Raw genomic sequence first — 21,417 nt, 5'->3', positions numbered from 1 at the left:
GACCGTTCGAGGTGGTTGCGTGTCCCCAGGTCGCTGTTCCGTAACGGTTCGGGGTACCGCGAGCGATGGAACTCTCAGAGCAGAGCTCCCCCTGCGGAAGAGGACCCATGAGCGAGACCCCGTCCCAGAAGCCCCGCCACGCGCTCACCGACACCGGTGGGACGCCGTCGGTGCCGCTCCAGGGCGGCCCGGTCGAGGTGCCGTCACCGGCTCGCCCGGGGGACGACGTGGTCACCGGGACCGGCCCGGGGGAGCAGGTCGCGCTGCCGTCGGCCCGGTCGTCCTCGGACGCCGACGCGCCGGTCGCCGCCGACGTCTCGGCCTCCTCCGCCCCGGACACCGACACGGACACCGCGGCCGCGCCCACCCCGGACGCGGAGCCGGAGACGCCGGAGCCCCGTGCCCCCCGTGCGGCCGCGCCGGACACGGCGCCCGGCGGCGGGTCCTCCGACGACGCACCCACCACCGCACTGCCCGTCGTCCCGCGTCCCCGCGACGCGGCCGGTCCCGGCCGGCAGCGGCCGGTCGGCGTCCCGCCCCGGCAGGCCCCGGGCGCCTACGTCCCCGGGCAGTACGCCGCGGCGGCCCCGCGACACCCGTCCCGGCCGACGGCGCCCCGGCACCCCGTGGCGGGCCGGCCCCCGGCGATGCAGCGCCCGCCCGCGAGGTTCCCGTCGGGCCCCGCAGCGCAGGCCCCGGCCGTCCAGCGGCTCCCCGAGCCGTTCCGCGCGGCGCCGCTGCCCGAGGGCGGCGGCACCCGGACCTCCGGTGGCTTCCGGCTGCCCGACTTCCCGGCCCGCACCCGACCGGTGCTGCCCGCCGTCCTGGGCGCGGCGGCCGCGGTCGTCCTGGCCCTCGGTGTCGTCGCCGGGGTCACCGGTACGTCCGACGCGTCGCCAGCGCCCGCGCCCGCCCCGGTGTCCACTCCCTGACCGATCTGCTTGTATCCCCGCCGTGGGGATCTCCTGGGACGACTACCGCAGCCACGACGCCGTCGGGCTGGCCGCACTCGTCGCCGCGGGTGAGGTGAGCGCGGCCGACCTGCTGGAGGCCGCCGTCGCCCGCGCCGACGCCGTCGAGCCGGGCCTCAACGCCATCCGGCTGCGGCTCGACGACGCCGCCCGCTCCCGTGCACGCGGCCCGCTGACCGGGCCGTTCGCGGGCGTCCCGTTCCTGGTGAAGGACCTCGCCCAGCACATCGCCGGGGTCCCGACGGCGTCCGGCTCCCGTCCGCTCGCCGACCACCCGCGCCCCGAGACGTCGACGGTGGTCCGGCGCTGGACCGAGGCCGGTCTCGTCGTGTTCGGACGGACCGCCACCCCCGAGTTCGGTGCCCGCGCCGTCACCGAGCCCGCGCTCGGCGGCCCGACCCGCAACCCGTGGGACCCCGGCCGCACCCCCGGCGGCAGCTCCGGCGGGTCCGCCGCGGCCGTCGCCGCCGGGATCGTCCCCGCGGCCGGCGCGAGCGACGGCGGCGGCTCCATCCGCATCCCGGCCGCCGCCTGCGGGCTGTTCGGGCTCAAGCCCGGCCGCGGCGTGACGCCGTCCGGGCCGGACGTCGCCGAGGGCTTCCACGGTGCGGCGGTGCAGGGCGTGCTGTCGCGGACCGTGCGGGACTCGGCCGCCCTGCTCGACGTGACGGCCGGGCCGGAACCGGAGGGCCCCTACGTCGTGCGTCCGCCGGAGCGCCCCTACGCCGACGCCGTCCGGGACGACCCGGCGCCGCTGCGGATCGGGCTGGCCACCGCGTCGCCGCTGGGCACCGACGTCGACCCCGAGGCGGTCGCCGCGGCCACCGACGCCGCCGAGCTGCTGACCTCGCTCGGGCACGTCGTGGAGGAGTCCGCCCCCGCCCTCGACGGCCGGGCGCTGGCCACCGACTTCCTCACCACCTGGTTCTCCACGATCTCGGCCCAGGTGGCCTCGGCGCGGGCACTGACCGGCTGCGGCGACGACGCCTTCGAGATCGAGACCCGGGTGATGGCCGCGATCGGCCGCGCCACCCCCGCGCCGGACTACCTCGCCGCGCTCGCCCGCCGCCAGGACTACACCCGAGCGCTGGCCGCGTTCCACGAGCGCTACGACCTGCTCCTCACCCCGACCCTGGCCCGGCCGCCGTGGCCGATCGGGGAGCTGGCGCTGCCCGCCCCGGCCCGGATCGGCGCGCAGGCGCTGCTGCGGGCCGGCGCGTCCGGCCTGTTCGGACGGCTCGGCCTGGTCGAGAGCCTGGTCGACGCCAACTTCGCCCCGGTGCCCTACACCCAGCTGGCGAACCTGACCGGGCGGCCCGCGTCGTCGGTGCCGCTGTACCGGGCGGCGTCCGGGCTGCCGCTGGGCGTGCAGTTCGTCGGGCGGCCGGGGTCAGAGCCGCTGCTGCTCGCCCTGGCGGCCCAGCTGGAGCGGGCGCGGCCGTGGGCGCACCTGCGGCCCGCGGTCTAGGGGCCGACGAGCCGCGCGAGCTCCCGCACCCGTTCCCGCTGCACCCCGGCCGCGGCCGGGGCGTGGTGCAGCAGACCGTCGACGGCGTGCACCAGGGTGCGCGCGAGCCCGTCCGGATCCGCCGTGCCGGGCCGCCGTGACAGGTGGAACGCGACCTCCCGGACGCAGTCCTCGCGCAGCGCCTCGACGGCCGCGACGCCGTGCGGGGTGCGGGTCGCGAACGCGGCGAACAACGCGTGCAGACGCGGGTGGTCGGTGTGCAGGGCCACCGCGGTATCGGCGATCCGCAGCAGCGCGGTGCGCGGCTCCGGCGGGTCCGCCCGCAGCTCGGCACAGACCGTGTCCAGAGTGGACCGGGCCTCCCGGACGTGCCGGGCGACCAGCTCGTCGAGCAGGGCCTGCTTGTCCGGGAAGTACTGGTACAGCGACCCGACGGCGACGCCGGCCCGCGCCGCGATGCGGTTGGTCGTCGCGGCGAGCCCCTCCCGCGCGAAGACCTGAGCAGCGGCGGTCAGGACGAACTCCACGGTCGCCCGCGACCGCTCCTGACCTGGTGTTCTCCGCACGTCCCGCCCCCTGTGTGCCACCCGCGAACGCGAGTTGTCGCGGCCCATCGCAGCACGAACGCTGGAGCGGTGACCAGCACCTTCCTCGTGGACTACCCGCTGCGGCTGCTGCCCGGCCTGATCGTGGTCGGGGCGACCTTCGTCCTGATCGGACGGTCGTCCCCGCTGCTGCGGATCGTCCTGCTCGTGACCGGGTTCGTGCTGGTGCGGGACGCGATGACACCGCTCGGCCTGTGGTCGATCGGCCCGGCGCCCCACGGCCTCCTGTGGCTGCGGCTGTCCCCGGACCCGGTGGTGCTGCTCGGCATGGGGACGGTGGGGGTCGCGGCGTCGCTCGCCGTCGCCTACGGCCCCCGCGACCTGCGCGGGCTGGTCGTGTGGGGCCGGCTCGGGCCGCGGTCGCTGCTCGCCGCGCTCGGTGGCGCCGCGGTTCTGCTGGTGCCGCTGACCGCCGTGCTGTGGACGGTCCCCGTCGAGCAGCGCGGAGGCGCGGTGGCGGTCGGGCTGCTGCCGGCGCTGGCCGTGCTCGCGTTCGGGGGCAACCTCCTGGAGGAGGTCCTCTTCCGCGGGCTCCTGCAGGGACACCTCGCGGGGCCACGGGCGTTCGGCGCGGTGCGCGCCGTCGTCGCGTCGGGGCTGCTCTTCGCGGTGGGGCACGTCGTACTCGCCACGACCGTGACCGACCTCGGATGGCCGATCCTGGTGTTCACCGCCGCGGAGGGACTGGTGTGCGCGTGGGTGCGCCACGGGCACGGAGTGCTGGCCGCGACCCTCACGCACGGGACGGTGATCCTGGGCCTCGCCTCGGGGCTGTGAACGGCCCCGGTGACAGCTGACACAACGGGCGCCGAGGATCCCGCACCAGGCCCGCTCCGGCCCGTCCGCCCGCCCGCGACCCGACCACCACGATCGGCGACAGTCCGTCGATCGTGGGCGTGTGGCGGGGCGGGCGGGAGGTGTCCGGCAGTGCCGGGGCCGGCCCGGCTACCGGTAGTTCGTGAACTGCAACGCGATGCCGAAGTCCTTGGACTTGAGCAGCGCGATGACGGCCTGCAGGTCGTCCTTCTTCTTGCCCGAGACGCGCAGCTGGTCGCCCTGGATCTGGGCCTGGACGCCCTTGAGCTTCTCGTCGCGGATGGCCTTGCTGATCTCCTTGGCCTTGTCCTGCGCGATGCCCTGCAGGATCTTGCCGCCGGCCTTGTAGGCCTTGCCCGACAGCTGGGGCTCGTCCACCTCGAGGGCCTTCAGGCTGATCGAGCGCTTGATCAGCTTCTCCTTGAACACCTCGATCCCGGCGAGCAGCCGCTCCTCGGTGTCGGACTCGAAGGCCACGGCCTCCTCGCCGGCCCACGCGACCGTCGTGTTGGTACCGCGGAAGTCGAAGCGCTGCGACAGCTCCTTGGCGGCCTGGTTCAGCGCGTTGTCCACCTCCTGGCGCTCCACCTTGCTCACGACGTCGAACGACGGGTCGGCCATCGGTCACTCCCTCGGGGTCGGTCGGGGCCCCCTCGTCGGGGGCCGTCGGTCGTGTCGTATCCTCGTTCACGCACTCAGCGAGAGCGACGTGCACCCCGGCTGGTTGCCCGAGCGGCCAAAGGGAGCGGACTGTAAATCCGTCGGCGTAGCCTTCCCAGGTTCGAATCCTGGACCAGCCACAGCAGGTGAAAGAGACCCCCGACCAGCGGAAACGCTGGAACCGGGGGTCTCTTTCGTTGTCCGGGTGTGTCCGGCTCCGGACGGCTCGTGACGGGTGTTCACGGACCATGCACGGACTGATCTTGGTCGCGGAGCGCGTCCTCCACGCGACGGCGGACCGCGTCGTCCTGACCGGCGATGCACTTGGCGTAGACCCGCAGCAGGACGTCCACGCTGTGTCCGGCCCAGGACGCGACCTGCGGGGCGGGGACACCGCTGTTGAGCCAGGTGGACACCGCGGCGTGCCGGAGGTCGTAGGGGCGCCGTGCGAGCGGTGACGCGGCCTCCTCCGCGGTCAGTGCCTCGGCACGGGCGAGGGCCCACAGACGGCCGTACAGGCTCTCCGAGAGCGGGCCACCCCGGGCACCGCGGAACAGCCGGCCTTCCGTGGTGGTGCCGTGCTCGTCGAGGTGCCGCCGGAGCAGGGCGGTCAGCGCCGGCGGGGACGGGACCACCCGGACCTCCTCCGCTCCCCGGTGCTTGAGCTGGCGCGGCTCCCGGCGGGTGCCGGACTCGCTCCATGCCCGGCCGGCCGACGGGGCGGAGGTGTTCAGGTACAGCTCACCCCACCCGCGTTCGGGCAGCGACAGGGCCTCCTTGCGCAGCTCGACGGCCTCACCCGGACGCAGGGCGGCGTAGTACATGACACCGAAGAACGCGACGAGTGGCGGTCCGGACCGCTGGCCACGGACAGCGTCGAGGAGCGCACGGGCCTGCCGGTGGTTGATCACGACCCGCGGGTTCACCGCCTCGGTGATCTTCGGGGCGCGCCAGCGGAGCGAGGTGATCGGGTTGCCGGGCAGGTGGCCGAGCTCCACCACGTACTCCACGGCGTTGTAGAAGATCGCCCGCTTGCGGCTCACCGTCGACGCAGCGGCGGGCTTGCCGTCCATGCGCAGCGCGAGGGCATCCAGAGCGGGCCGGAGCACGGTCGGATCCGCGAGGGCGGTCACAGGGACGGTGTGCGCGGAGACCCAGCGCTCGACCCGGACCAGCTCGTCCGGAGGAGGACCGGCGGCCCGGGTGCGGGCGTTGAACGACCAGCCGTAGAGCAGTTGCCGAACGGTCGCGGCGGCGGGTCTGCTCCGGGTGTCGGTGAACAGGGCCGGAGTGACCGTCGCGAGGGACTCGGCGATGCCCTGACGGCTCTTGCCGGCGGCGTGCGGCCACTTCATGTCCACATAGGCCAGGGCGTGCTCGTACCAGCTCGTCACCTGCTCCTCGGGGCGCTGCCACGACACCGGCCGTCCCGTAGCGGTGACGAACGCCTCCCCACGACGGGTGGTGCTCACCAGCTCCGAGCGGAAGCTGTCGGCGAGAGCCCGGGTCGGGAACGTGTCGTGCCACTCCTTACCCGCGACGATCCACCGCACCCGGTATCGGGGCCCGTCCCGGCGCACCCGCTTCGTCACCGACCAGACCCGGACGTCGAACGTTGTCGGCTCCTCGTCGCTCATGCCGCGTCCGCCAGAGCAGCGAGCCAGGAATCCAGGTCGGCCCGGCGGACCCGGATTGCACCGTTCGGGAGCCGGACGCAGCGCGGACCCCTCCCGAGCTGGCGCCACTGGTAGAAGGTCGAACAAGGCGCCGCCTCCGGCGGCGCGGGGCCGGCCACGCCGGCCCCCGTCGCTCGCTCACTACACCTCCGGCCCGTTCGCGGCGCCGTGGACCGTCTACCCGGCCCCGCCCCCCGGGGTAGCGCCTGTCCCAGACCCGGAGCCAGCACAAGCGGTCTCCGATGCCTACGCGATGACCCGGCGAGCCGAATCTATGACGCGCGCCGACTCCAGGCCGGTGCTCTACTTACTTGTGCGCAACCACCGCCACGCCGGGGGCTACTACGCCGGCACAGTCGTAGACGAAGATGCGGACCGCGTATTGAGATCATCTTTGCCGCGCGGCCGGAGCGGCCAGGCGTTCGCCTGCGGGGGTTGCGGGTTCGTCCTCGTAGACGGCTTCAGCCCCGGCGAGGAGCATCGTGACGTGCTTCTGCGATGCGGCCGATGCCAGACCGTCAACGACCTCGGCCACGCCCAATGGACGCCTGCGTCACAGGGACGAGACTCCGACGCCTGAGAGGTCGTCAGGGGTCGCAGCCGCTCTCGCCTGCTGGACGGTCGCATAAACCGGTAGGCGATCCAGGAGCCCGATCACGCTCAGCGGCCGGACAACCGACCGGTTGTTGCCCACCACATAACCGAGAAACCGGGTCTGGCTCGCCGCTCGCTCCGTTGCCACCAGCATGTCCGAGATGCCACCGGAACCGAAGAACGACAGCCCAGTCAGATCGACGATCACAGGCCCCCGAGAAGGACCGCTCCACGCTTCGTCGAGTACCGATCGCAGCTGATGCTCGGTCGAACCATCCAGCTCACCGGTGACCGACACCAGCAACTCAACGCCCGTAGCCCGTACCGCCACGTGTAGCACGGACCCAAGCTCATCGTCGAACACCGTCACACAATAGAGCGGACGCGCCTTGACATGAGCAGCAGGCCCCACCAGACCAAGCTGACGTTGTTGCCCCTCGGCCTTCATTGTCCACGCCGCGGGGCCGGCCGCAAGGGCGCCTACGGCGTCGCTCCGCGATGGCTGCGCCACCCTTGCCCCCGACCCCACGACGAGCAGATCGGCCTGTACGAGGGGCCGGGGGAGGAGCGGGCACAACCCCCGCGGTACGGCTCACGGACGATACGCGGACGCAGACGGGTAGTCCGCGCTTGCGCCGCAGGTCAGAGCCGGTATGGCAGCTCTCTGTAAATCCGTCGGCGTAGCCTTCCCAGGTTCGAATCCTGGACCAGCCACAGCAAGTGAAAGAGACCCCCGACCAGCGGAAACGCTGGAGCCGGGGGTCTCTTTCGTCGTCCGGGTCCGTCCGGCTGTGACCGTGGCTTCCACGGGTGTTCACGGACGCATCACGGACGAGATCATGAGCGGCCGTCGCGGAGAGCCTGCTCGACCCGGCGGCGTCCGTCCCGCTCCGCGGAGAGCGCTCGCCCGGAGGACGTCGAACGCCTACACCGACGTGGCGATCACATCGTCCGCCGGCGCCAGGAGGCATTCCGAAGCGGTCCGCCCGGTCGCGGCGAGGTATGCGTCCACGAGTCGGTTCCCGGCCGCGTACCCGGCACCCGTCGGGAGACCGACCGGCTCACCGCCGAACCTCGCGGCGTGCGCGTCCCCGAGCACCCAGGCGGTGAAGTTCTGCATCCCGGTCACGTCGAGCCCGGTGAGGACCCGGGCGAACGCCTCGTCGTCGCCCACCGCGCCGGCGCCGATCCGGGCACGCCCGCGTTCCTCGCCGTACAGCTCGCGGGCGAAGGCATCGGCCAACCCTTCGGAGACCACGTACTCGCCGACGGTGACGGTGGCCGGGTCCCACAGGACATTGCCGGGCGCGTACCGGACGTTGTGGAGCAGTTCGTGCACCGCGGTCGCCTCCAGCCGGTCCAGGTTCTCCGGTGACGGCCAGATGGTGAGAGAGATGTACCCGGGCACCGAGCCGTTGGCGTTCATCCCGAAGCCGGTGTCCTGGAAGAACCCGTCGGTCGGATCGCCCAGGACCAGGAGCACCGTGGCGTCGGGTACCCGCAGGCCGGGGTGGACCCGCTCCAGGTGCTCGGCCGCCCCGTGCAGGGCTCTGCCGATCCGCTCCCACGCGTGGGCGTCCTCCAGGCGCCGGAGACCGTCCGTCGACAGCTCGAGGTCACGGTCGAGGGGGAAACCCGAGGCCAGCTCGTGCATGTGGACCAGGTCCGGCTCGCCGGGGAAGAAGCGGTACATGCCGCTCGCCGGTTCCAGCATCGTCCGCAGCAGCTCGGCCCGGTTCTGTTCGGCCGCATGCAGGACGTGTCGCATCGCGGGCCCGGTGTCCAGCACGGTGAAGGTCATGGCGCGATCGTCACGCTTCCAGCGGGTGGAGGCGCAAGCCGGAGTCGGCACGGGCCGATGATCTCCTCGCGGCGCACCCGTCGGACCGCGAGGTACTCCGGACCGTCAGCGGCAGCAGCCGTCGGCGCACGCGTCGGACGTCGCGGCGGCGCCGGGCCGCGGAGCGCAGCAGCTCTCTCCCCGCCACGCGTTCCTGCCCTCGCGCACGGCCAGGACCGCCAGCACCAGCGCGGCGACGGGGTCGGCCCACCACCAGCCGAGGGTGGCGTGGAGAACGAGCCCGACGAGCACCGCGGCCGACAGGTAGGTGCAGAGCAGCGTCTGGCGGGAGTCGGCCACGGCGCTCGCCGAGCCGAGCTCACGCCCCGCGCGTCGCTGCGCCCACGACAGGAACGGCATGATCGCGACACTGGCCGCGACCAGCACGATGCCCACCGTCGAACGGTCCGCCTCCGCCGCCCCGGACAGGCCCCGCAGTGCCTCGACGGTCACGTAGAGGGCGAGGGCGAAGAACGAGCACGCGATGACCCGCAGGGCGATGTGCTCGCGGCGGGCCGGGTCGCGGCCGGCGAACTGCCACGCCACGGCGGCGGCCGAGCTGACCTCGATGACCGAGTCCAGTCCGAACCCGATCAGGGCGATCGAGGACGCGGCACGACCTGCGGCGATGGCGACCACGGCCTCGACGACGTTGTAGCCGATGGTGATCGCGACGAGCAGGCGGATGCGGCGGACGAGGACGGCGCGACGGTCCTCGGAGAGGGACAGGGTCACGACGCCTGTTCCCCGGTGTGTCCCGGTGCGCCGTAGGTCGGGCACAGCGCGACCGCGTCGCCGGTCTCGGCCAGCACCGTCTCGGCGCTGCGCAGGAGGTCGAGCAGCTCCGGGCGCATGAGGCGGTAGTAGGACTGGCGTCCCTCGGCCCGGGAGTCGACCAGACGGCAGTCCCGCAGACAGGCCAGGTGTTTCGACACCGTCGACTGGGCGAGACCCAGGTGGCGGGTCAGGTCGACCACGCGGGCCTCGCCCCGGCCGAGTCGCAGCACGATGGCCAGCCGTGCCGGGTCGGCCAGCGACCGGAACAGCGCCACCGCCGGGCCGACGTCAGGGCAACAACTCATCGCCATGGAGCGATGTTAGTCAGAACGTGCGATGAAAGAACACCGCGAACCCGTCGCGGCGGGCGGGCCCCGGTGTCCTGTCCGTCGTCCGTCACCGGCGGTGTGCCGCCACGGCCCGGGCTCCCGCGTGGTCCCCGGCGGCCTCGAGCCCGTCCACCACGCCGTCGACGTCGGCGGCCGGCCGGTTCTGGCTCAGCTTGAGCTTCGCCTCGATGCTCTCGATCCGCAGCTCGACGCCCACGATCGCGCGCAGCTGCCCCCGCACGAACGCCTCCGGGGCGTCGTCGACGCTCCAGGGCGCGGGCCGGCCGGCCTCGTGCAGGTCGGTCAGGCGCCGCACGACGTCGTCGAGCCAGTCGACGTCGTCGTGGACGACCACGGTGCCGCGGACGTGGGCGGTCACGTAGTTCCAGGTGGGCACGACCCGGCCGTGCTCGGCCTTCGACGCGTACCAGGACGGGCTGACGTAGGAGTCCGGCCCGCGGACGATGACGAGCCCCTGCCTGCCGTCGGCGCGGGTCCAGTGGTCGTTGTTCCGGGCGAGGTGACCGAGCAGCGCACCGCGGTCGGGGTCGTGGACGAACGGCAGCAGCGTCGCGTCGAGTCCCTCCGGGCCAGCTGTCACCAGGTCCGCGGCGCCGGGGCGGGCGAGGAGCTGCCGGACGTCCTCGTCGGTGGGGGCGAAGTGGGCGGGGACGTACACGGCGGGTCCTCTCCTCCGGGCGCGGTCGGGCTCCCTGCAGGGTGCCCGGCGCAACGGCTTTCCCGGACGGCCGTTCCCGGGCCGTTCTCAGGGGCCACTCGTCGTCGCCGGCCGCAGCATCGACCAGGTGCTGGGCCCGCCGTGCGGCAGGTCGACCTCGGCGGTGACCCGGAAGCCGAGGCGGGTGTAGAGCCGCACGTTCGCCGCGAGCGAGGTCTCCAGGTGGGCCGGCCGTCCGTCGCGGTCCACCCGGTCCAGCCCGGCCGTGAGCACCGCCGTGCCGAGACCCTGTCCCTGCAGACCGGGGCGTACGGCGACGGTGGCCAGGAACCACGCCGGACCGGCGGGCCGGTGCGGGGCGAGGGCCGTGTCGGCGTCGGCGGCGGCACCGGCGCGGTCCCCGGCGAGCTCGGCCAGCCGCGGCGCGACGCGGGCGAACGCGTCGTCGAGACCGGTGGCCTCCGGCGGCATCCACACGGCGACGGCGTCGAGCCCGCTCCCGGCCGCGTCGACGACGTGCACCAGGCCGTGCGGGATGCCGACCTCGCGCAGCAGCAGCGCCTGGCTCGCGCCCAGGCGGCGCGGGTGCTCGTCCGCATCGATCGTGTGACGGGTGAACGGGTAGTCGAGGAACGCCGCGGTGAGCAGTTCCGCGGCCGCGGGGACGTCGGAGGTCGTGGCGGTCCGGGCGGTGCGTGTCATCGGCGTCGAAAGTAGACGGCGGCACGCCGTCGCTCGAGCCGGTTCCGGCCCACTCTTCCGGGGTGGATCCGTCCGTCGGAGGGTGCGATCCGGTGTCGCGAGACCCCCGAGGTCAATACGACAGGGTGACGCGCTGACACGGCCGTGCGGAGGGTGCATCACGGAGCGTGTTCCGAAAAAAGGGTACGCGTCCGTTCGGGTCCACTGTGGTGACGATCCGTCGCGGACGGCGTCCGGAAGCGACGTCCACACGGATTCCCGGCTGCCGGAAGAGAGCAATAACCTCGCGGTCAGTAATGTCCATCGTCCGATAGTGGTAGAAAGTTCGTTGGATCGGGGATGGACCGGATACCGTTCTGTGCATCGGCGGGGCTCCCGAACCCACGCCGAACACGCCGGTCCGACATCGGACCCCGTACACAACGGAGAAATAACTGTGCTGAAGAAGGCTGGAATCCTGACCGCCGGCGTCACCGCTGGTCTGCTCGCCATCTCCCCGCTCGCCTTCGCGGGTGACGGCGGCTGGGACAAGGGCCACCACGGGCACGGCCACGGCGGCGACCGCATCAACGCCGACCAGATCAACAACCTGGAGAAGGACCGCAACAGCGTCCAGTCCGGCCTGGTCAACGTGGGCGACATCAACGCCCTCAACAACGCCAACGTGCTCAGCTGCTCGCTGAACAGCGCCGACGTCGCCGCCAGCGTCCTCGGCATCCTGGGTGGCCAGGCCACCAACGGTGAGGACGCCCCGAGCTTCAGCGACTGCTCGCAGGGTGACAACCAGACCAACGTCCAGGACTGAGTGCACCTGCACCACCGGGCACGATGACGGGACCGTCTTCCCGTCATCCGTGACCCTGCACTTCCGGAGATCCCCCGCTCTTCCGACCGGAGCGGGGGATATCCGCATTTCCGGGGACGGCCGGAAAGGTGAACGGTGGACCCGGAATTCAGGGGTGGTGCGGCAACACCACGTGCGAGGGGTGCTCGGAATCGTGCAGGATCTCGTAGGAGATCCGTTCCCCGTCGACCGCGGTCGCCGTCCGCTCACCGGTTCCCGGGTTGCGGGCGAAGCGCGGGAACGCCGCGCCGGCGACCTGCACCCGGAGCCGGTGCCCGGCCCGCACGCGGTACCCGGTCGGGCTCAGCGTCATCCGGACGACCGTCGTGCCGTCCGGGGCGGTGGCCTCGCGGTCGGGCACCAGCCGGTGCATCGCGTCGGTGATGTTCATCGAGGTCCCGTCGGGGCCGACGTCGCACAGGCGTACGAACACGTCGCCGATCCCCGTCCCGGTCCGCACGTAGACCACGGCCGACACCGGACCGAGCAGGTCCAGGTCGGACTCCAGCGGCGGGCCGGTCCAGACGCGCACGTCGTCGCGGGCCTCGACGGCGCGGTTGTCCAGCTGCTTGGACGGTGGCTGGAGCATCGGGCCCCCGACCGTCGGTGTCGGGTCGGCGGGGTCGTAGACGAACCGTGACGGCGGGGGTGTCCCGGCCGGCCGGTCCGGGCCCAGCCCGCCGTCGGCGTCGAGGTACCACTCGGTCGGGCGGGCCTCCGGCGGCGGCCAGCACGGCAGGTCGGTCCAGCGGTCGGCGTGCTGCACGAACACCCGGACCGGCGCACGCTCGTCGTGCTCGCCGCCGTGCAGGTGCACGCCCAGCCAGTGGACCATCTCGTGGGCGATGGTCGACAGCGAGCCGCGGTCGCCGTGGGTCCACGGGCCGATCGTGATCCGTGCCGTCGCCCCGCCGCGCTGCAGCGCGGTGAAGTCCACCAGCTGACGGTCCAGGAACAGGTCCCACCAGCCGGTCACCATGCAGACCGGCGGCATCGCGGCGGCGTCGAAACCGTCGTGCTCGGCGGGCGCCCAGAACTCGCGCGGCTGCTCGGCGTGCTCGACGAAGTCCCGCCAGAACACCACCGGCGCCCCGGTCAGCGCGACGTCCGCGGCCTGCAGCGGCTGGGAGGTCACCGCGCGGCGCTTGCGACGGCTGAACACCGGCGTCGCGAGGAAGCCGGTGACCGCGCCGATGCGCTCCTGGCGGCCGATCTGGTTCACCCAGGTCGCGAGGTTGAGCAGGCCGGGAGCGCCGCCCGGGTAGAAGGTGCTGGTGAACTCCGACGCGGTGATGTCGGCGTTCATCGAGCACAGACCCGGGTCGGCGTAGGGGGCGACCGCCCACTGGGTGTGCCCGACGTAGCTGGGGCCGACCATCGAGACGCGGCCGTCGCACCAGGTCTGCCCGCGCACCCAGGCGAGCGTGTCCAGACCGTCGGAGCTCTCGTGCAGGAACGGGCGGAACTGCCCGCCCGAGCCGAAGGTGCCCCGGGTGGACTGCACCAGCACCTGGAACCCGCGGCGCGCCAGCAGCGAACCGATGATCGACCCGAGGCCGTCGCGGCCGTAGGGGGTGCGCATCATCACCGTCGGACGCGGCCGGAGCGGGCCGGGGGCCCGGTAGAGGTCGGCGAGCAGGACGACACCGTCGGAGAGCGGGACCCGCAGGTCACGCTCGCGCACGTACGGCTCGTCGGCACCGAAGCCCAGCCTGCGGTCGACCAGTCGCTCCGTGAGCGCGGCCATGACACCTCCCCCTCGCCCGCCCCCTGCGGACAGGTCCGATCGTAGGAGAACCCGGTTGCCCCGACCGGGCGTGGCCGGTGACGGTGTCGCCGTGACCGTCCCTCCCGTACTCACCGACGGGGTCGTGACCCTGCGCGCGCACACCGGATCCGACGTCCCCGGGATGCTCGAGGTGTACCGCGATCCCGTCGTGCACCGCTGGACATCACTCGACCCGACCTCCGGGGAAGGCCGGGCCCGGGAGTGGATCGACCTCGCCCGGCGTCGGTGGGCCACCGGCCGTCAGTACGTGTGGGCGGTGGAGGCCGCGTGCGACGGCCGCCCGCGCTACGCGGGCTCGATCGACCTGCGCCGCGACCCGCTGCCGTCGGCCGGCTACCTGCTCGCGCCGTGGGCGCGCGGACGGGGGTTCGCGAGCCGTGCGCTGCGGCTGGCCGCCGACTGGGGCTTCGACGTCGCCGGGTTCGCCGCGCTGCACTGGGACTGCCGTGCCGGGCACGTCGCGTCCTGGCGGGTGGCACACGCCTGCGGGTTCCGGTTCGAGGGTGTCCGCACCCGCGCGCTGCGGGCCGGTGACGACCTCGTCGACGCCTGGACCGCCGTGCTGCTGCCCGGCACACCCGTCGCCGACCGGCCCCCGGCGACGACGTGGTGGCCGCACCCGGTGCTCGACGGCGACGGCGTCCGGCTCCGCCCGCCCACCGGGGCCGACCTCGCCCGGCACGTCGAGGCGTGCAACGACCCCCTCGCCCGCTGGTGGAGCGCCACCCTCCCGGTGCCCTACACCGATGACGACGCCCGGCGCTGGCTGCGCGACCACCCGCTGGAGTGCTCCCTGGGCTCCGGCGTCGGCTGGGTGATCGCCGACCCGGACGACGACCGCTACCTCGGCACCGTCTCGGTGTTCGGCACCGACCGCCCCTACACCCCGACCGGTGGCGAGGTCGGCTACCGCGCCCACCCCGACGCCCGCGGCCGCGGCGCGGTGTCCGCCGCGGTCCGCCGGGTCGTGCGGCACGCGTTCACCCCGGTCGCCGACGGCGGCATGGGCCGGCACCGGCTGCAGCTCGGGGCGTCGGTGGACAACACCGCCAGCCGCCGGGTCGCCGAGCGCGCCGGGTTCCGGCTCTGGGGCCGCGCGCGGGCCGACGGCGTGCACGGCACGGAGAACGAGATCGTCGACGACGGCGTCTGGTACGACCTGCTCGCCACCGACCCGCTCCCGGCTCCCACCGGAACTGTCGGGGGTGCCCCGTAGCCTGCCCGCCGTGCGGATCATGCGGATGTCCTGTTGCGGTCTCGAGTGGGTGGGACCGGACCGGGCGCACTGCTGCCGCCGGTTCGGGGGCTGCGGGGCCGTCTTCGACGACGCGCAGCTGTGGGACACCCACCGCCCCCGTGGGGTGTGCGTGACCGACCCGCGCGAGCTCGGTCTCGTCGCCACGCGCAACGGGATCTGGCAGCGGGCGCTCGACGCGGCGGGCTGACCCGACGCACCGGGCGCTCGACGCGGCGGACCGGCTCGACGCGGCCGACCGGCTCGACACGGCGGGCCGGGGAGGGACCGGGGATCAGGGCGGCCCGCGGGTGATGCCGCGGAACACCGCCTCGTCCCGGCCGGGGTTGCGGACCCGGACCAGGTTCAGCCCGGTGAACCACAGCACCGACCCGGTACCGAAGGTCCGGCTCCCGCCCGCGGCGCAGCACAGCTCGATCTGCCCGGCGTCGACCACGACGACGGCGCCCCGCCACTCGTCCTCGACGTGCGGGCGGACCTCGCCGGGGGCGAGCACGACGGTGCGGGTCCGCGCCCGCGACGGCGCGTCGTCGCGCATGGGCCACCCCCCGGGTCCGGTGCGGGGCACGGTGCCCACACCAGCTCCGACCGCCCGGGCGCGCCGAAGTCATCGGCGCACGCGTGGGAGAGGGCTCAGGCCGCGGCGGCCGGGGCCGTCGCGGACAGCACCGTCTCGTAGCCGATCCGGGCCGCGGCGGCGACCCGCCCGGGGTCGGTGGACAGGCCGTGGACGCCGGCGGGGGAGTGCGGGCTCAGCGTCAGCAGGTGCGCCCCGGCCCGGTCCGGGTGCGCGGCGTCGGCGAGCAGCGGCAGGCACTCGCCGTGTCGGGCGGCGTCCTGCGCCATCCGGCCCAGGCCCGGTGCGAGCCGGTCCAGCGAGCGGGCCCACAGCGGGGTGCGGGCGTCCGGCGGGGTGCCGGTGAGGTCGTCGGCGGTGCGCGTGAGCAGGGCCAGGACGTGCGTGGCGCCGTCGCGCAGGGCCCGTGCCACCGGGAGCGGGTCGCCGACCGAGCCGTCGATGAAGTCCTCGGCGTCCTCGCCCGTGCCGACCCGTACCGGGGGGCCCGCCAGCAGCGGGATCGCCGCCGTCGCCCGCATCGCGGCCCTCCACGTGGCGCCGTCGGGCAGCGCGGTCAGCACCCGCGGGCGCAGGTCGGCCGCCCCGGTGACCACGACGTTCAGCGGGACCGGCGGGTCCACCAGCCGCGACCAGTCGGTGGGGAGGGAGCCGACGAGGATCCGGTCGAACAGGTGGTCCAGCGACACCATCGGGCGACGGGTGCCGAACCGGCGCGGGTCGATGAACTCGCGGCAGGCCATGTCCCGTACGAACACCCGGGACACCTCGGCTCCGTGCCCCATGACCAATGCCGTCCCGACGAAGGCCCCGGCCGAGCTGCCCCACACCTCGTCGACGCCGGCGGCGAGCCCGAGGTCGGACAGCGCGTGCACCATCCCGGCCGCGTAGGAGCCGCGCATCCCGCCCCCGCCGACGACCAGCGCGATCCGTGCCCCGTCGGCGTGCCGGCCGGGGCGGCGCCCGGTGTCGCGGCGGCGCTCGAGCAGGCGCAGGACCTCGGCGTCGCCGTGCGCGGCGGAGGTGAGGAGGGCGGGGGGCACGCCCCCATCATGGAGGTCCGCGCCGCCGCGGCGGCGACGCCCCGGTGTCCGGGGACCGCTCACGAGCCACCGACCGCGGGCCGTCCACCGCCCGGCGCCTCCCGGCTCGGGTACCTCGCCGCGCAACTAGTACGTTCGCGCGACCAGCGCCGACGCCCTCGCGGAGGCCCGCTGGAGGGGGGAAGGACACCGTGACGCAACGACGCCGTCCGCGGTTGCAGGCGCTCGAGGCGACGTCACTGCCCGCGGCACACGCCAGGGCCCGCGACGCCCGTCGCCGCCATCCGGTGGTCGGGGACCACGCCGCCGCCGTCGTCGCGGACGACCTCGACCTGGGCTCGGCGCCCGGGCGGGCCGACACGCTCTCCACACTGCTGCGGGTCGCCGTCCTCGACGAGTGGGTGCGCGGGTTCGCACGGCGGCACCCGGGCGGGACCGTCGTCGAGCTGGGGCCGGGGCTGGGCGACCGCGCGGGACGGCTCGGCGACGACGGCCCGGCGCACTGGGTCGACGTCGAGCTACCCGGGGTGGCCGAGCTGCGCCGCGAGCTGCTGGCGGGCCCGGCGCACCTGGTGGCCGGGTCCGCGCTCGACGAGGACTGGCTGGAGCTGGCCCGCGACCTGCCCGGCCCGCACCTGGTCGTCTCCGACCGGGTGCTGACGCTGCTGCCCGAGCAGGGAGTACAGCGGATCGTGTTCACCGCCGCGCGGATGCTCCCGGGCGCCGAGCTCGTCACCGACCTGCTGTCCCGGGGCGCGGCCGGGCGGCTCGCCGCGGGCCCGCTGCGCGAGCTGGAGGTCGACTGGACCTGCGAGGACCCGCGCGAGCTGGAGCCGTGGGGGCTGCGCCTGGCGGCCTCCTGCGACGCCGCGTCCCCACCCGCCGAGGTCGCGGCCCGGCTGCCGCGGGCGTCGCGGGCACTGGCGGCGGCGCTGCGGGCGACCGCGCTGCGCGGCGAGCGCCTGGCCCGCTACGAGATCGTGCCGGTCTGAGCCGGGCCGCTCCGGTCCGGCCGCGCCGTGGCCCGCCCGGGCTCCCCGTTCGGACCGGCCACGACGCGTGGGCGGGCACCGGCCCCCGCCGGCGTCCGCGTGCCCCGCGGGGCACTCCCGGTAGTACGAGCGGGCGCCCGCCGCGTGACGCGCCGGGCCGCAGGATCGTCAGAACTGTGGACGCGGCCCGCGGGTAGGGTCGTGATCGTGACCTCCCCGACCTTCGGCACGCTCGAGGCGGACCCGGCGGAGGTCGGCCTCGACCCCGCCCGGCTGGCCCGGATCGACAGCCACTTCCGCCGCTACGTCGACGACGGCCGCCTCGCCGGCGCGACGATCGCCGTCGCCCGGCACGACCGGCTCGCGCACCTGACCCACCTCGGCGTCCGCGACCTCGACTCCGCCGCCCCCGTGACCGACGACACGCTCTGGCGCATCTACTCGATGACCAAGCCGATCACCTCGGTCGCGGTCCTGATGCTCGCCGAGCGGGGCGCCCTGGAGCTCACCGACCCGGTGTCGCGCTACATCCCGGCGTTCGCCGAGCAGCGCGTCTACCGCGGCGGCTCGGCGCTCAACCCGGGGACCGACGCGGCCGTCGAGCCGATGCGGGTGCACCACCTGCTGACCCACACCGCGGGCCTGACCTACGGCTTCCACCACGCCCACCCCGTCGACGAGATGTACCGCTCCAAGGGCTTCGAGTTCGGCGCTCCGTCCGGGATGGACCTCGCGGCCGCGAGCGAGCACTTCGCGTCGTTCCCGCTGCTGTTCCAGCCGGGCACGGAGTGGAACTACTCGGTGGCCACCGACGTGCTCGGCCGGGTCGTCGAGGTCGCGTCCGGGCGCCGGCTCGACGAGTTCCTCCGCGAGGAGATCACCGGCCCGCTCGGGATGACCGACACCGCGTTCTGGGTGCCGGAGGGGTCCGCGCAGGCCGGCAGGCTCGCGACGCTCTACAACGCCCGCCCCGGCGGCGGCCTGGTCGAGAACAAGGCGCTCGCCCGGTCCGCGACCCGCGAGCCCACCTTCCTCTCCGGCGGCGGCGGACTGCTGTCCACCACCGGCGACTACCTGCGGTTCGCCCGGATGCTCGCCCGCGGCGGCGAGCTCGACGGCGCCCGCATCCTCGGCCCGCGCACCCTGGCCCGGGCCACCCGCAACCACCTCCCCGGCGGCGCCGACCTCGACACCGTCGGCCGGCCCATCTTCTCCGAGTCGGCGTTCGCCGGTGTCGGGTTCGGCCTCGGCTTCTCCGTCGTCGTCGACGGGGCGGCGACGAAGGGCTTCGCCAACGAGGGCACCTTCGCCTGGGGCGGGCTGGCCTCCACCGCGTTCTGGGTGGACCCCGTCGACGACCTGGTGGTCGTCTTCATGACCCAGCTCGTCCCCTCCAGCACCTACCCGATCCGATCCCAGCTCCAGACGCTGGTCCAGCAGGCGGTGACCGACCGATGACTCCACCGAGCCCCGTGCTCACCTTCACCATCCGCACGCTCGTCGTCGCCGCCTCGCTGTGGGTGGCGACGGTGCTGGTCGGCGGCATCCGGCTGGAGAGCGCAGGCACCTCCACCTCGATCCTCACGCTGATCGGCGTGGCCCTGGTGTTCGGCCTGGTCAACGCCGTGGTCAAGCCGATCGTGGCGACGCTGGGCTGCCCGCTCTACATCCTCACGCTGGGCCTGTTCGCACTCGTGGTGAACGCGCTCATGTTCCTGCTGACGGGCTGGCTCTCGTCGGTGCTGAACCTGCCGTTCACCGTCGACGGGTTCTGGGCGGCGTTCTGGGGCGCGATCGTCGTCGGGATCGTGTCGTTCTTCCTGCACCTGGTGATCCCGGACCGGCTCGACAACCGCTGAGGTGACCCGGCCGGGCTCAGACCGGCCAGGTCTCCCGGCGGTACGCGCCGTCCCAGAACATCCACTCGTAGCGCGAGGTCGTCGTGAAGTGCTCGCGCATGCGGGCGAGCTCCGCCGGCGACGTGGCGGCGCCGACCCGGTCGGTCGCGTCCAGCACGGCCTCGACGACGGCGTGGTACTCCTCGCCCGCGTACATGTCGATCCAGCGCTGGTAGACCGGGTCGGGGGAGCCTGCGCCGACCAGGTGCTCGCCGACCCGGCCGTAGATCCAGTAGCAGGGCAGCACCGCGGCGACGCCCTCGGCGTAGGACCCACCGTAGGCGGCCGCGAGCAGGTAGCTGACGTAGGCGCGGGTGGCCGGGGCGACCGGCAGCTCGCGGGCCTGCTCCGAGGTGAGGCCGAGCGCGCCGAGCAGGTCGGCGTGCAGCTCCCGCTCGGCGGCGATCGCGCCGGCGGCGTGCTCGGCGAACATGAGGGTGTCGTCGTCGGTCGGGGCCTTCGCCGCGCACACGGCGAGCGCTGTGGCGTAGCCGCGCAGGTAGTGCGCGTCCTGGACGATGTAGTGCCGGAACGTCTCGTGCGGCAGCGAGCCGTCGGTCAGCCCGGTGACGAACGGGTGGGCGAGGATCGCCCCGTACAGGGTGTCGACGTCGGACCAGAGCAGGTCCCGGGTGCGGTCGGCCATGCGGCCACGGTATCCACCGGGGCCCGGCCGGTCGTGTGATCGCCCGCGCAACGCCGGCGTGACCGGCGGGGAACACCCCGGTGACACGGCGCCTGAGATCCTGCGCACGTCGTCTGGTGCTCCGGCGTGGGGGTGTCACCATGGAACGCAGGCGAGCCACTCAGTGTGGAGGACGCGCCACGTCCAGTCCCCCTGACGTGGAGGTGAGGGTATGACTGACCCCCAACCCATGGATCACCACGAGAAGATGCGGATCCGCGCGGCCGCGTTCCGCGCGACCCGGATCTACCCCGGCCCGGTCGGCGAGCTGATCTCGCGCGAGCTGCTCGGCTGGGAGGACTTCGGGTACCGCCTCGGCGGGAACCGGATGGTCCTGGACCTGGTCGACCACGTCATGAAGGCGGTGCCGCCGGACCGGGCGGCGCGCTCCGACGCGGCCTGACTCCGCTCAGCGCAGGGTCGTCACGGCGACCTCGGCGGCCGCGCCGCTCGGCGGGGTGCCGTCGGCGAGCCCGGCCAGCGCGGCGGACAGGACCAGCATGGCCGCGATCGTGGTGATGCTGCCGACCCGGCCCAGGACGTCCAGGGTGCGTGCGACGGCCGACGGCCCGCCGGTGCGCCCGGCGCCGTCCCGGTCCGCGCCGACGGCGTGCAGCTGCCCGGACCCGGGCCGGACCCCGTGGGGGACCGTGCCGGTGACCGGCGCCGGGGTGTCGGTGGTGCGTCGCCGCGCTCCGGCGGCGGCCGCGGGCTGCGCGACACCGGCCGGGCCCGCCTGGGCCGGGACGGCGACGGGACCGCGTGCCGGGGTGTCTCCGAGCGGGCGGGCGGTGGTGCCGGTTCGGCGGGGCGCCGGGACGGGGCCACCGGCCGGACGCGGTGCGGGGACGGCGGGGTGCTGCGCCGCCGGGCCCGGACGGCCCGCCGACGAACCCGGCGACGCCGGCCGCGGTGCGGGGATGCCCGGTGCCTGCGGCGAGGTCGACCGCGGACGCTCCCGGCGCGGCGCCGGCAGGTCGACGTGGCCCTCGCGACGGCGGTGCCGCCCCTCGACCCGGTCCGCACGCCCGGTCCCACCGGCCCGCGGTGCGGGGACCGACGGGGTGGCGGGGGCGGCGCCCAGGGGGCGGCGCGGGCTGGGGATGTGGACGGCGGGCGCGGACATGACGATCACCACGATCTCGGGGGAGTCGATACGGGGTTCTTCGGGATCCGGTGCGCGCCGCCGGCTCCTGCTTCCACCCGTCTGTCGTGTC

Annotated in this window: 25 protein-coding genes and 1 tRNA gene; 11 read left to right on the top strand and 15 right to left on the bottom strand. The window is 74.4% G+C overall.

Annotated elements, in window-relative coordinates:
- Positions 1-107 precede the first annotated feature (107 nt).
- Together KPL57_RS28845 and KPL57_RS28840 are read left to right on the top strand one after the other, a co-directional pair.
- Positions 108-932 (top strand): hypothetical protein, encoded by an 825-nt coding sequence (locus KPL57_RS28845; RefSeq protein ID WP_226353885.1) that lies wholly within the window; start codon positions 108-110, stop codon positions 930-932.
- A gap of 28 nt (positions 933-960) precedes the next feature.
- On the top strand, positions 961-2,439 hold the full coding sequence (locus tag KPL57_RS28840; RefSeq protein WP_226353902.1) for an amidase: 1,479 nt from the start codon (positions 961-963) through the stop codon (positions 2,437-2,439).
- On the opposite strand, the gene KPL57_RS28835 is transcribed toward KPL57_RS28840, so the two are convergent.
- Positions 2,436-3,026 (bottom strand): TetR/AcrR family transcriptional regulator, encoded by a 591-nt coding sequence (locus KPL57_RS28835; protein ID WP_226353884.1) that lies wholly within the window; start codon positions 3,024-3,026, stop codon positions 2,436-2,438. The two genes, KPL57_RS28840 and KPL57_RS28835, sit on opposite strands and share 4 nt — an antisense overlap.
- Before the next feature lie 48 nt (positions 3,027-3,074).
- On the opposite strand from KPL57_RS28835, the gene KPL57_RS28830 reads away from it, so the two are divergent.
- Positions 3,075-3,821, top strand: a complete 747-nt coding sequence (locus KPL57_RS28830) for a CPBP family intramembrane glutamic endopeptidase (protein ID WP_226353883.1) — start codon at positions 3,075-3,077, stop codon at positions 3,819-3,821.
- Between the two features lie 168 nt (positions 3,822-3,989).
- Here the strand turns inward: KPL57_RS28830 and KPL57_RS28825 are convergent, their stop codons facing one another.
- Entirely contained in the window at positions 3,990-4,481 is a 492-nt protein-coding gene (locus KPL57_RS28825; protein WP_226353882.1) for a YajQ family cyclic di-GMP-binding protein, read from the bottom strand.
- A gap of 97 nt (positions 4,482-4,578) precedes the next feature.
- Between KPL57_RS28825 and KPL57_RS28820 the strand changes: the two genes are divergently transcribed.
- Positions 4,579-4,660 (top strand) — tRNA-Tyr (locus tag KPL57_RS28820).
- Between the two features lie 99 nt (positions 4,661-4,759).
- Here the strand turns inward: KPL57_RS28820 and KPL57_RS28815 are convergent.
- From KPL57_RS28815 to KPL57_RS28780, 8 genes are all read right to left on the bottom strand, one after another.
- Complete coding sequence (locus KPL57_RS28815; protein WP_226353881.1) at positions 4,760-6,157, bottom strand: tyrosine-type recombinase/integrase; 1,398 nt, start codon at positions 6,155-6,157, stop codon at positions 4,760-4,762.
- A gap of 427 nt (positions 6,158-6,584) precedes the next feature.
- Positions 6,585-6,731: a hypothetical protein gene (locus KPL57_RS28810; protein WP_226353880.1), complete on the bottom strand. Its 147-nt coding sequence runs from the start codon at positions 6,729-6,731 to the stop codon at positions 6,585-6,587.
- An 18-nt stretch (positions 6,732-6,749) separates the two neighbouring features.
- On the bottom strand, positions 6,750-7,160 hold the full coding sequence (locus KPL57_RS28805) for an anti-sigma factor antagonist (RefSeq protein WP_226353879.1): 411 nt from the start codon (positions 7,158-7,160) through the stop codon (positions 6,750-6,752).
- A 555-nt stretch (positions 7,161-7,715) separates the two neighbouring features.
- Complete coding sequence (locus KPL57_RS28800) at positions 7,716-8,591, bottom strand: DUF2268 domain-containing protein (RefSeq protein ID WP_226353878.1); 876 nt, start codon at positions 8,589-8,591, stop codon at positions 7,716-7,718.
- A gap of 105 nt (positions 8,592-8,696) precedes the next feature.
- Positions 8,697-9,365, bottom strand: a complete 669-nt coding sequence (locus KPL57_RS28795; RefSeq protein WP_226353877.1) for a cation transporter — start codon at positions 9,363-9,365, stop codon at positions 8,697-8,699.
- Positions 9,362-9,718, bottom strand: coding sequence for a metalloregulator ArsR/SmtB family transcription factor (locus KPL57_RS28790; protein WP_226353876.1), 357 nt, complete (start codon positions 9,716-9,718; stop codon positions 9,362-9,364). Before KPL57_RS28790 ends, KPL57_RS28795 begins: the two co-directional genes overlap by 4 nt.
- An 85-nt stretch (positions 9,719-9,803) precedes the next feature.
- Positions 9,804-10,415: an FMN-binding negative transcriptional regulator gene (locus KPL57_RS28785; RefSeq protein ID WP_226353875.1), complete on the bottom strand. Its 612-nt coding sequence runs from the start codon at positions 10,413-10,415 to the stop codon at positions 9,804-9,806.
- 87 nt (positions 10,416-10,502) lie between these two features.
- Positions 10,503-11,117 (bottom strand): N-acetyltransferase, encoded by a 615-nt coding sequence (locus KPL57_RS28780; protein WP_226353874.1) that lies wholly within the window; start codon positions 11,115-11,117, stop codon positions 10,503-10,505.
- A gap of 436 nt (positions 11,118-11,553) precedes the next feature.
- Here KPL57_RS28780 and KPL57_RS28775 point away from each other — a divergent pair, with 436 nt between their 5' ends.
- Positions 11,554-11,922: a hypothetical protein gene (locus KPL57_RS28775; RefSeq protein WP_226353873.1), complete on the top strand. Its 369-nt coding sequence runs from the start codon at positions 11,554-11,556 to the stop codon at positions 11,920-11,922.
- A 148-nt stretch (positions 11,923-12,070) separates the two neighbouring features.
- Here the strand turns inward: KPL57_RS28775 and KPL57_RS28770 are convergent, their stop codons facing one another.
- A complete protein-coding gene (locus KPL57_RS28770; RefSeq protein WP_226353872.1) occupies positions 12,071-13,708 on the bottom strand; it encodes a CocE/NonD family hydrolase in 1,638 nt (545 codons plus the stop codon).
- A gap of 91 nt (positions 13,709-13,799) precedes the next feature.
- On the opposite strand from KPL57_RS28770, the gene KPL57_RS28765 reads away from it, so the two are divergent.
- Complete coding sequence (locus KPL57_RS28765) at positions 13,800-14,966, top strand: GNAT family N-acetyltransferase (RefSeq protein ID WP_226353871.1); 1,167 nt, start codon at positions 13,800-13,802, stop codon at positions 14,964-14,966.
- 19 nt (positions 14,967-14,985) lie between these two features.
- Positions 14,986-15,195, top strand: coding sequence for a hypothetical protein (locus KPL57_RS28760; RefSeq protein ID WP_226353901.1), 210 nt, complete (start codon positions 14,986-14,988; stop codon positions 15,193-15,195).
- A gap of 84 nt (positions 15,196-15,279) precedes the next feature.
- Here the strand turns inward: KPL57_RS28760 and KPL57_RS28755 are convergent, their stop codons facing one another.
- Complete coding sequence (locus KPL57_RS28755) at positions 15,280-15,543, bottom strand: hypothetical protein (protein ID WP_226353870.1); 264 nt, start codon at positions 15,541-15,543, stop codon at positions 15,280-15,282.
- A 95-nt stretch (positions 15,544-15,638) separates the two neighbouring features.
- Positions 15,639-16,625, bottom strand: a complete 987-nt coding sequence (locus KPL57_RS28750) for a patatin-like phospholipase family protein (protein WP_226353869.1) — start codon at positions 16,623-16,625, stop codon at positions 15,639-15,641.
- A 191-nt stretch (positions 16,626-16,816) separates the two neighbouring features.
- Here KPL57_RS28750 and KPL57_RS28745 point away from each other — a divergent pair, with 191 nt between their 5' ends.
- The 3 genes from KPL57_RS28745 (at position 16,817) to KPL57_RS28735 (ending at position 19,476) form a co-directional block, all read left to right on the top strand.
- Complete coding sequence (locus tag KPL57_RS28745) at positions 16,817-17,617, top strand: hypothetical protein (protein ID WP_179761784.1); 801 nt, start codon at positions 16,817-16,819, stop codon at positions 17,615-17,617.
- A 207-nt stretch (positions 17,618-17,824) separates the two neighbouring features.
- Positions 17,825-19,075 (top strand): serine hydrolase domain-containing protein, encoded by a 1,251-nt coding sequence (locus tag KPL57_RS28740; RefSeq protein WP_226353868.1) that lies wholly within the window; start codon positions 17,825-17,827, stop codon positions 19,073-19,075.
- Complete coding sequence (locus KPL57_RS28735; RefSeq protein WP_226353867.1) at positions 19,072-19,476, top strand: phage holin family protein; 405 nt, start codon at positions 19,072-19,074, stop codon at positions 19,474-19,476. The genes KPL57_RS28740 and KPL57_RS28735 overlap by 4 nt, the downstream gene beginning before the upstream one ends.
- A 16-nt stretch (positions 19,477-19,492) precedes the next feature.
- Here KPL57_RS28735 and tenA read toward each other — a convergent pair whose 3' ends face one another.
- A complete protein-coding gene (gene tenA / locus KPL57_RS28730) occupies positions 19,493-20,161 on the bottom strand; it encodes a thiaminase II (protein WP_226353866.1) in 669 nt (222 codons plus the stop codon).
- A 211-nt stretch (positions 20,162-20,372) separates the two neighbouring features.
- Here tenA and KPL57_RS28725 point away from each other — a divergent pair, with 211 nt between their 5' ends.
- Positions 20,373-20,603 (top strand): hypothetical protein, encoded by a 231-nt coding sequence (locus KPL57_RS28725; protein WP_224392286.1) that lies wholly within the window; start codon positions 20,373-20,375, stop codon positions 20,601-20,603.
- Positions 20,604-20,609: 6 nt separating this feature from the next.
- On the opposite strand, the gene KPL57_RS28720 is transcribed toward KPL57_RS28725, so the two are convergent.
- Entirely contained in the window at positions 20,610-21,326 is a 717-nt protein-coding gene (locus KPL57_RS28720; protein ID WP_226353865.1) for a hypothetical protein, read from the bottom strand.
- Positions 21,327-21,417: the final 91 nt, after the last annotated feature.

The sequence above is a fragment of the Pseudonocardia sp. ICBG601 genome (assembly GCF_020496245.1).
Note: the sequence above shows the minus strand (reverse complement) of the source record. Positions and strands in the feature narration are given on the sequence as shown.

Excerpts from the sequence above, each read along its gene's own strand:
- KPL57_RS28825 (WP_226353882.1), bottom strand. The coding sequence starts at position 4,481 with ATGGCCGACCCGTCGTTCGACGTCGTGAGCAAGGTGGAGCGCCAGGAG.
- KPL57_RS28800 (WP_226353878.1), bottom strand. The coding sequence starts at position 8,591 with ATGACCTTCACCGTGCTGGACACCGGGCCCGCGATGCGACACGTCCTG.
- KPL57_RS28725 (WP_224392286.1), top strand. The coding sequence starts at position 20,373 with ATGACTGACCCCCAACCCATGGATCACCACGAGAAGATGCGGATCCGC.
- KPL57_RS28790 (WP_226353876.1), bottom strand. The coding sequence starts at position 9,718 with ATGGCGATGAGTTGTTGCCCTGACGTCGGCCCGGCGGTGGCGCTGTTC.
- tenA (WP_226353866.1), bottom strand. The coding sequence starts at position 20,161 with ATGGCCGACCGCACCCGGGACCTGCTCTGGTCCGACGTCGACACCCTG.
- KPL57_RS28720 (WP_226353865.1), bottom strand. The coding sequence starts at position 21,326 with ATGTCCGCGCCCGCCGTCCACATCCCCAGCCCGCGCCGCCCCCTGGGC.
- KPL57_RS28755 (WP_226353870.1), bottom strand. The coding sequence starts at position 15,543 with ATGCGCGACGACGCGCCGTCGCGGGCGCGGACCCGCACCGTCGTGCTC.
- KPL57_RS28760 (WP_226353901.1), top strand. The coding sequence starts at position 14,986 with ATGCGGATGTCCTGTTGCGGTCTCGAGTGGGTGGGACCGGACCGGGCG.
- KPL57_RS28735 (WP_226353867.1), top strand. The coding sequence starts at position 19,072 with ATGACTCCACCGAGCCCCGTGCTCACCTTCACCATCCGCACGCTCGTC.
- KPL57_RS28845 (WP_226353885.1), top strand. The coding sequence starts at position 108 with ATGAGCGAGACCCCGTCCCAGAAGCCCCGCCACGCGCTCACCGACACC.
- KPL57_RS28780 (WP_226353874.1), bottom strand. The coding sequence starts at position 11,117 with ATGACACGCACCGCCCGGACCGCCACGACCTCCGACGTCCCCGCGGCC.
- KPL57_RS28815 (WP_226353881.1), bottom strand. The coding sequence starts at position 6,157 with ATGAGCGACGAGGAGCCGACAACGTTCGACGTCCGGGTCTGGTCGGTG.
- KPL57_RS28770 (WP_226353872.1), bottom strand. The coding sequence starts at position 13,708 with ATGGCCGCGCTCACGGAGCGACTGGTCGACCGCAGGCTGGGCTTCGGT.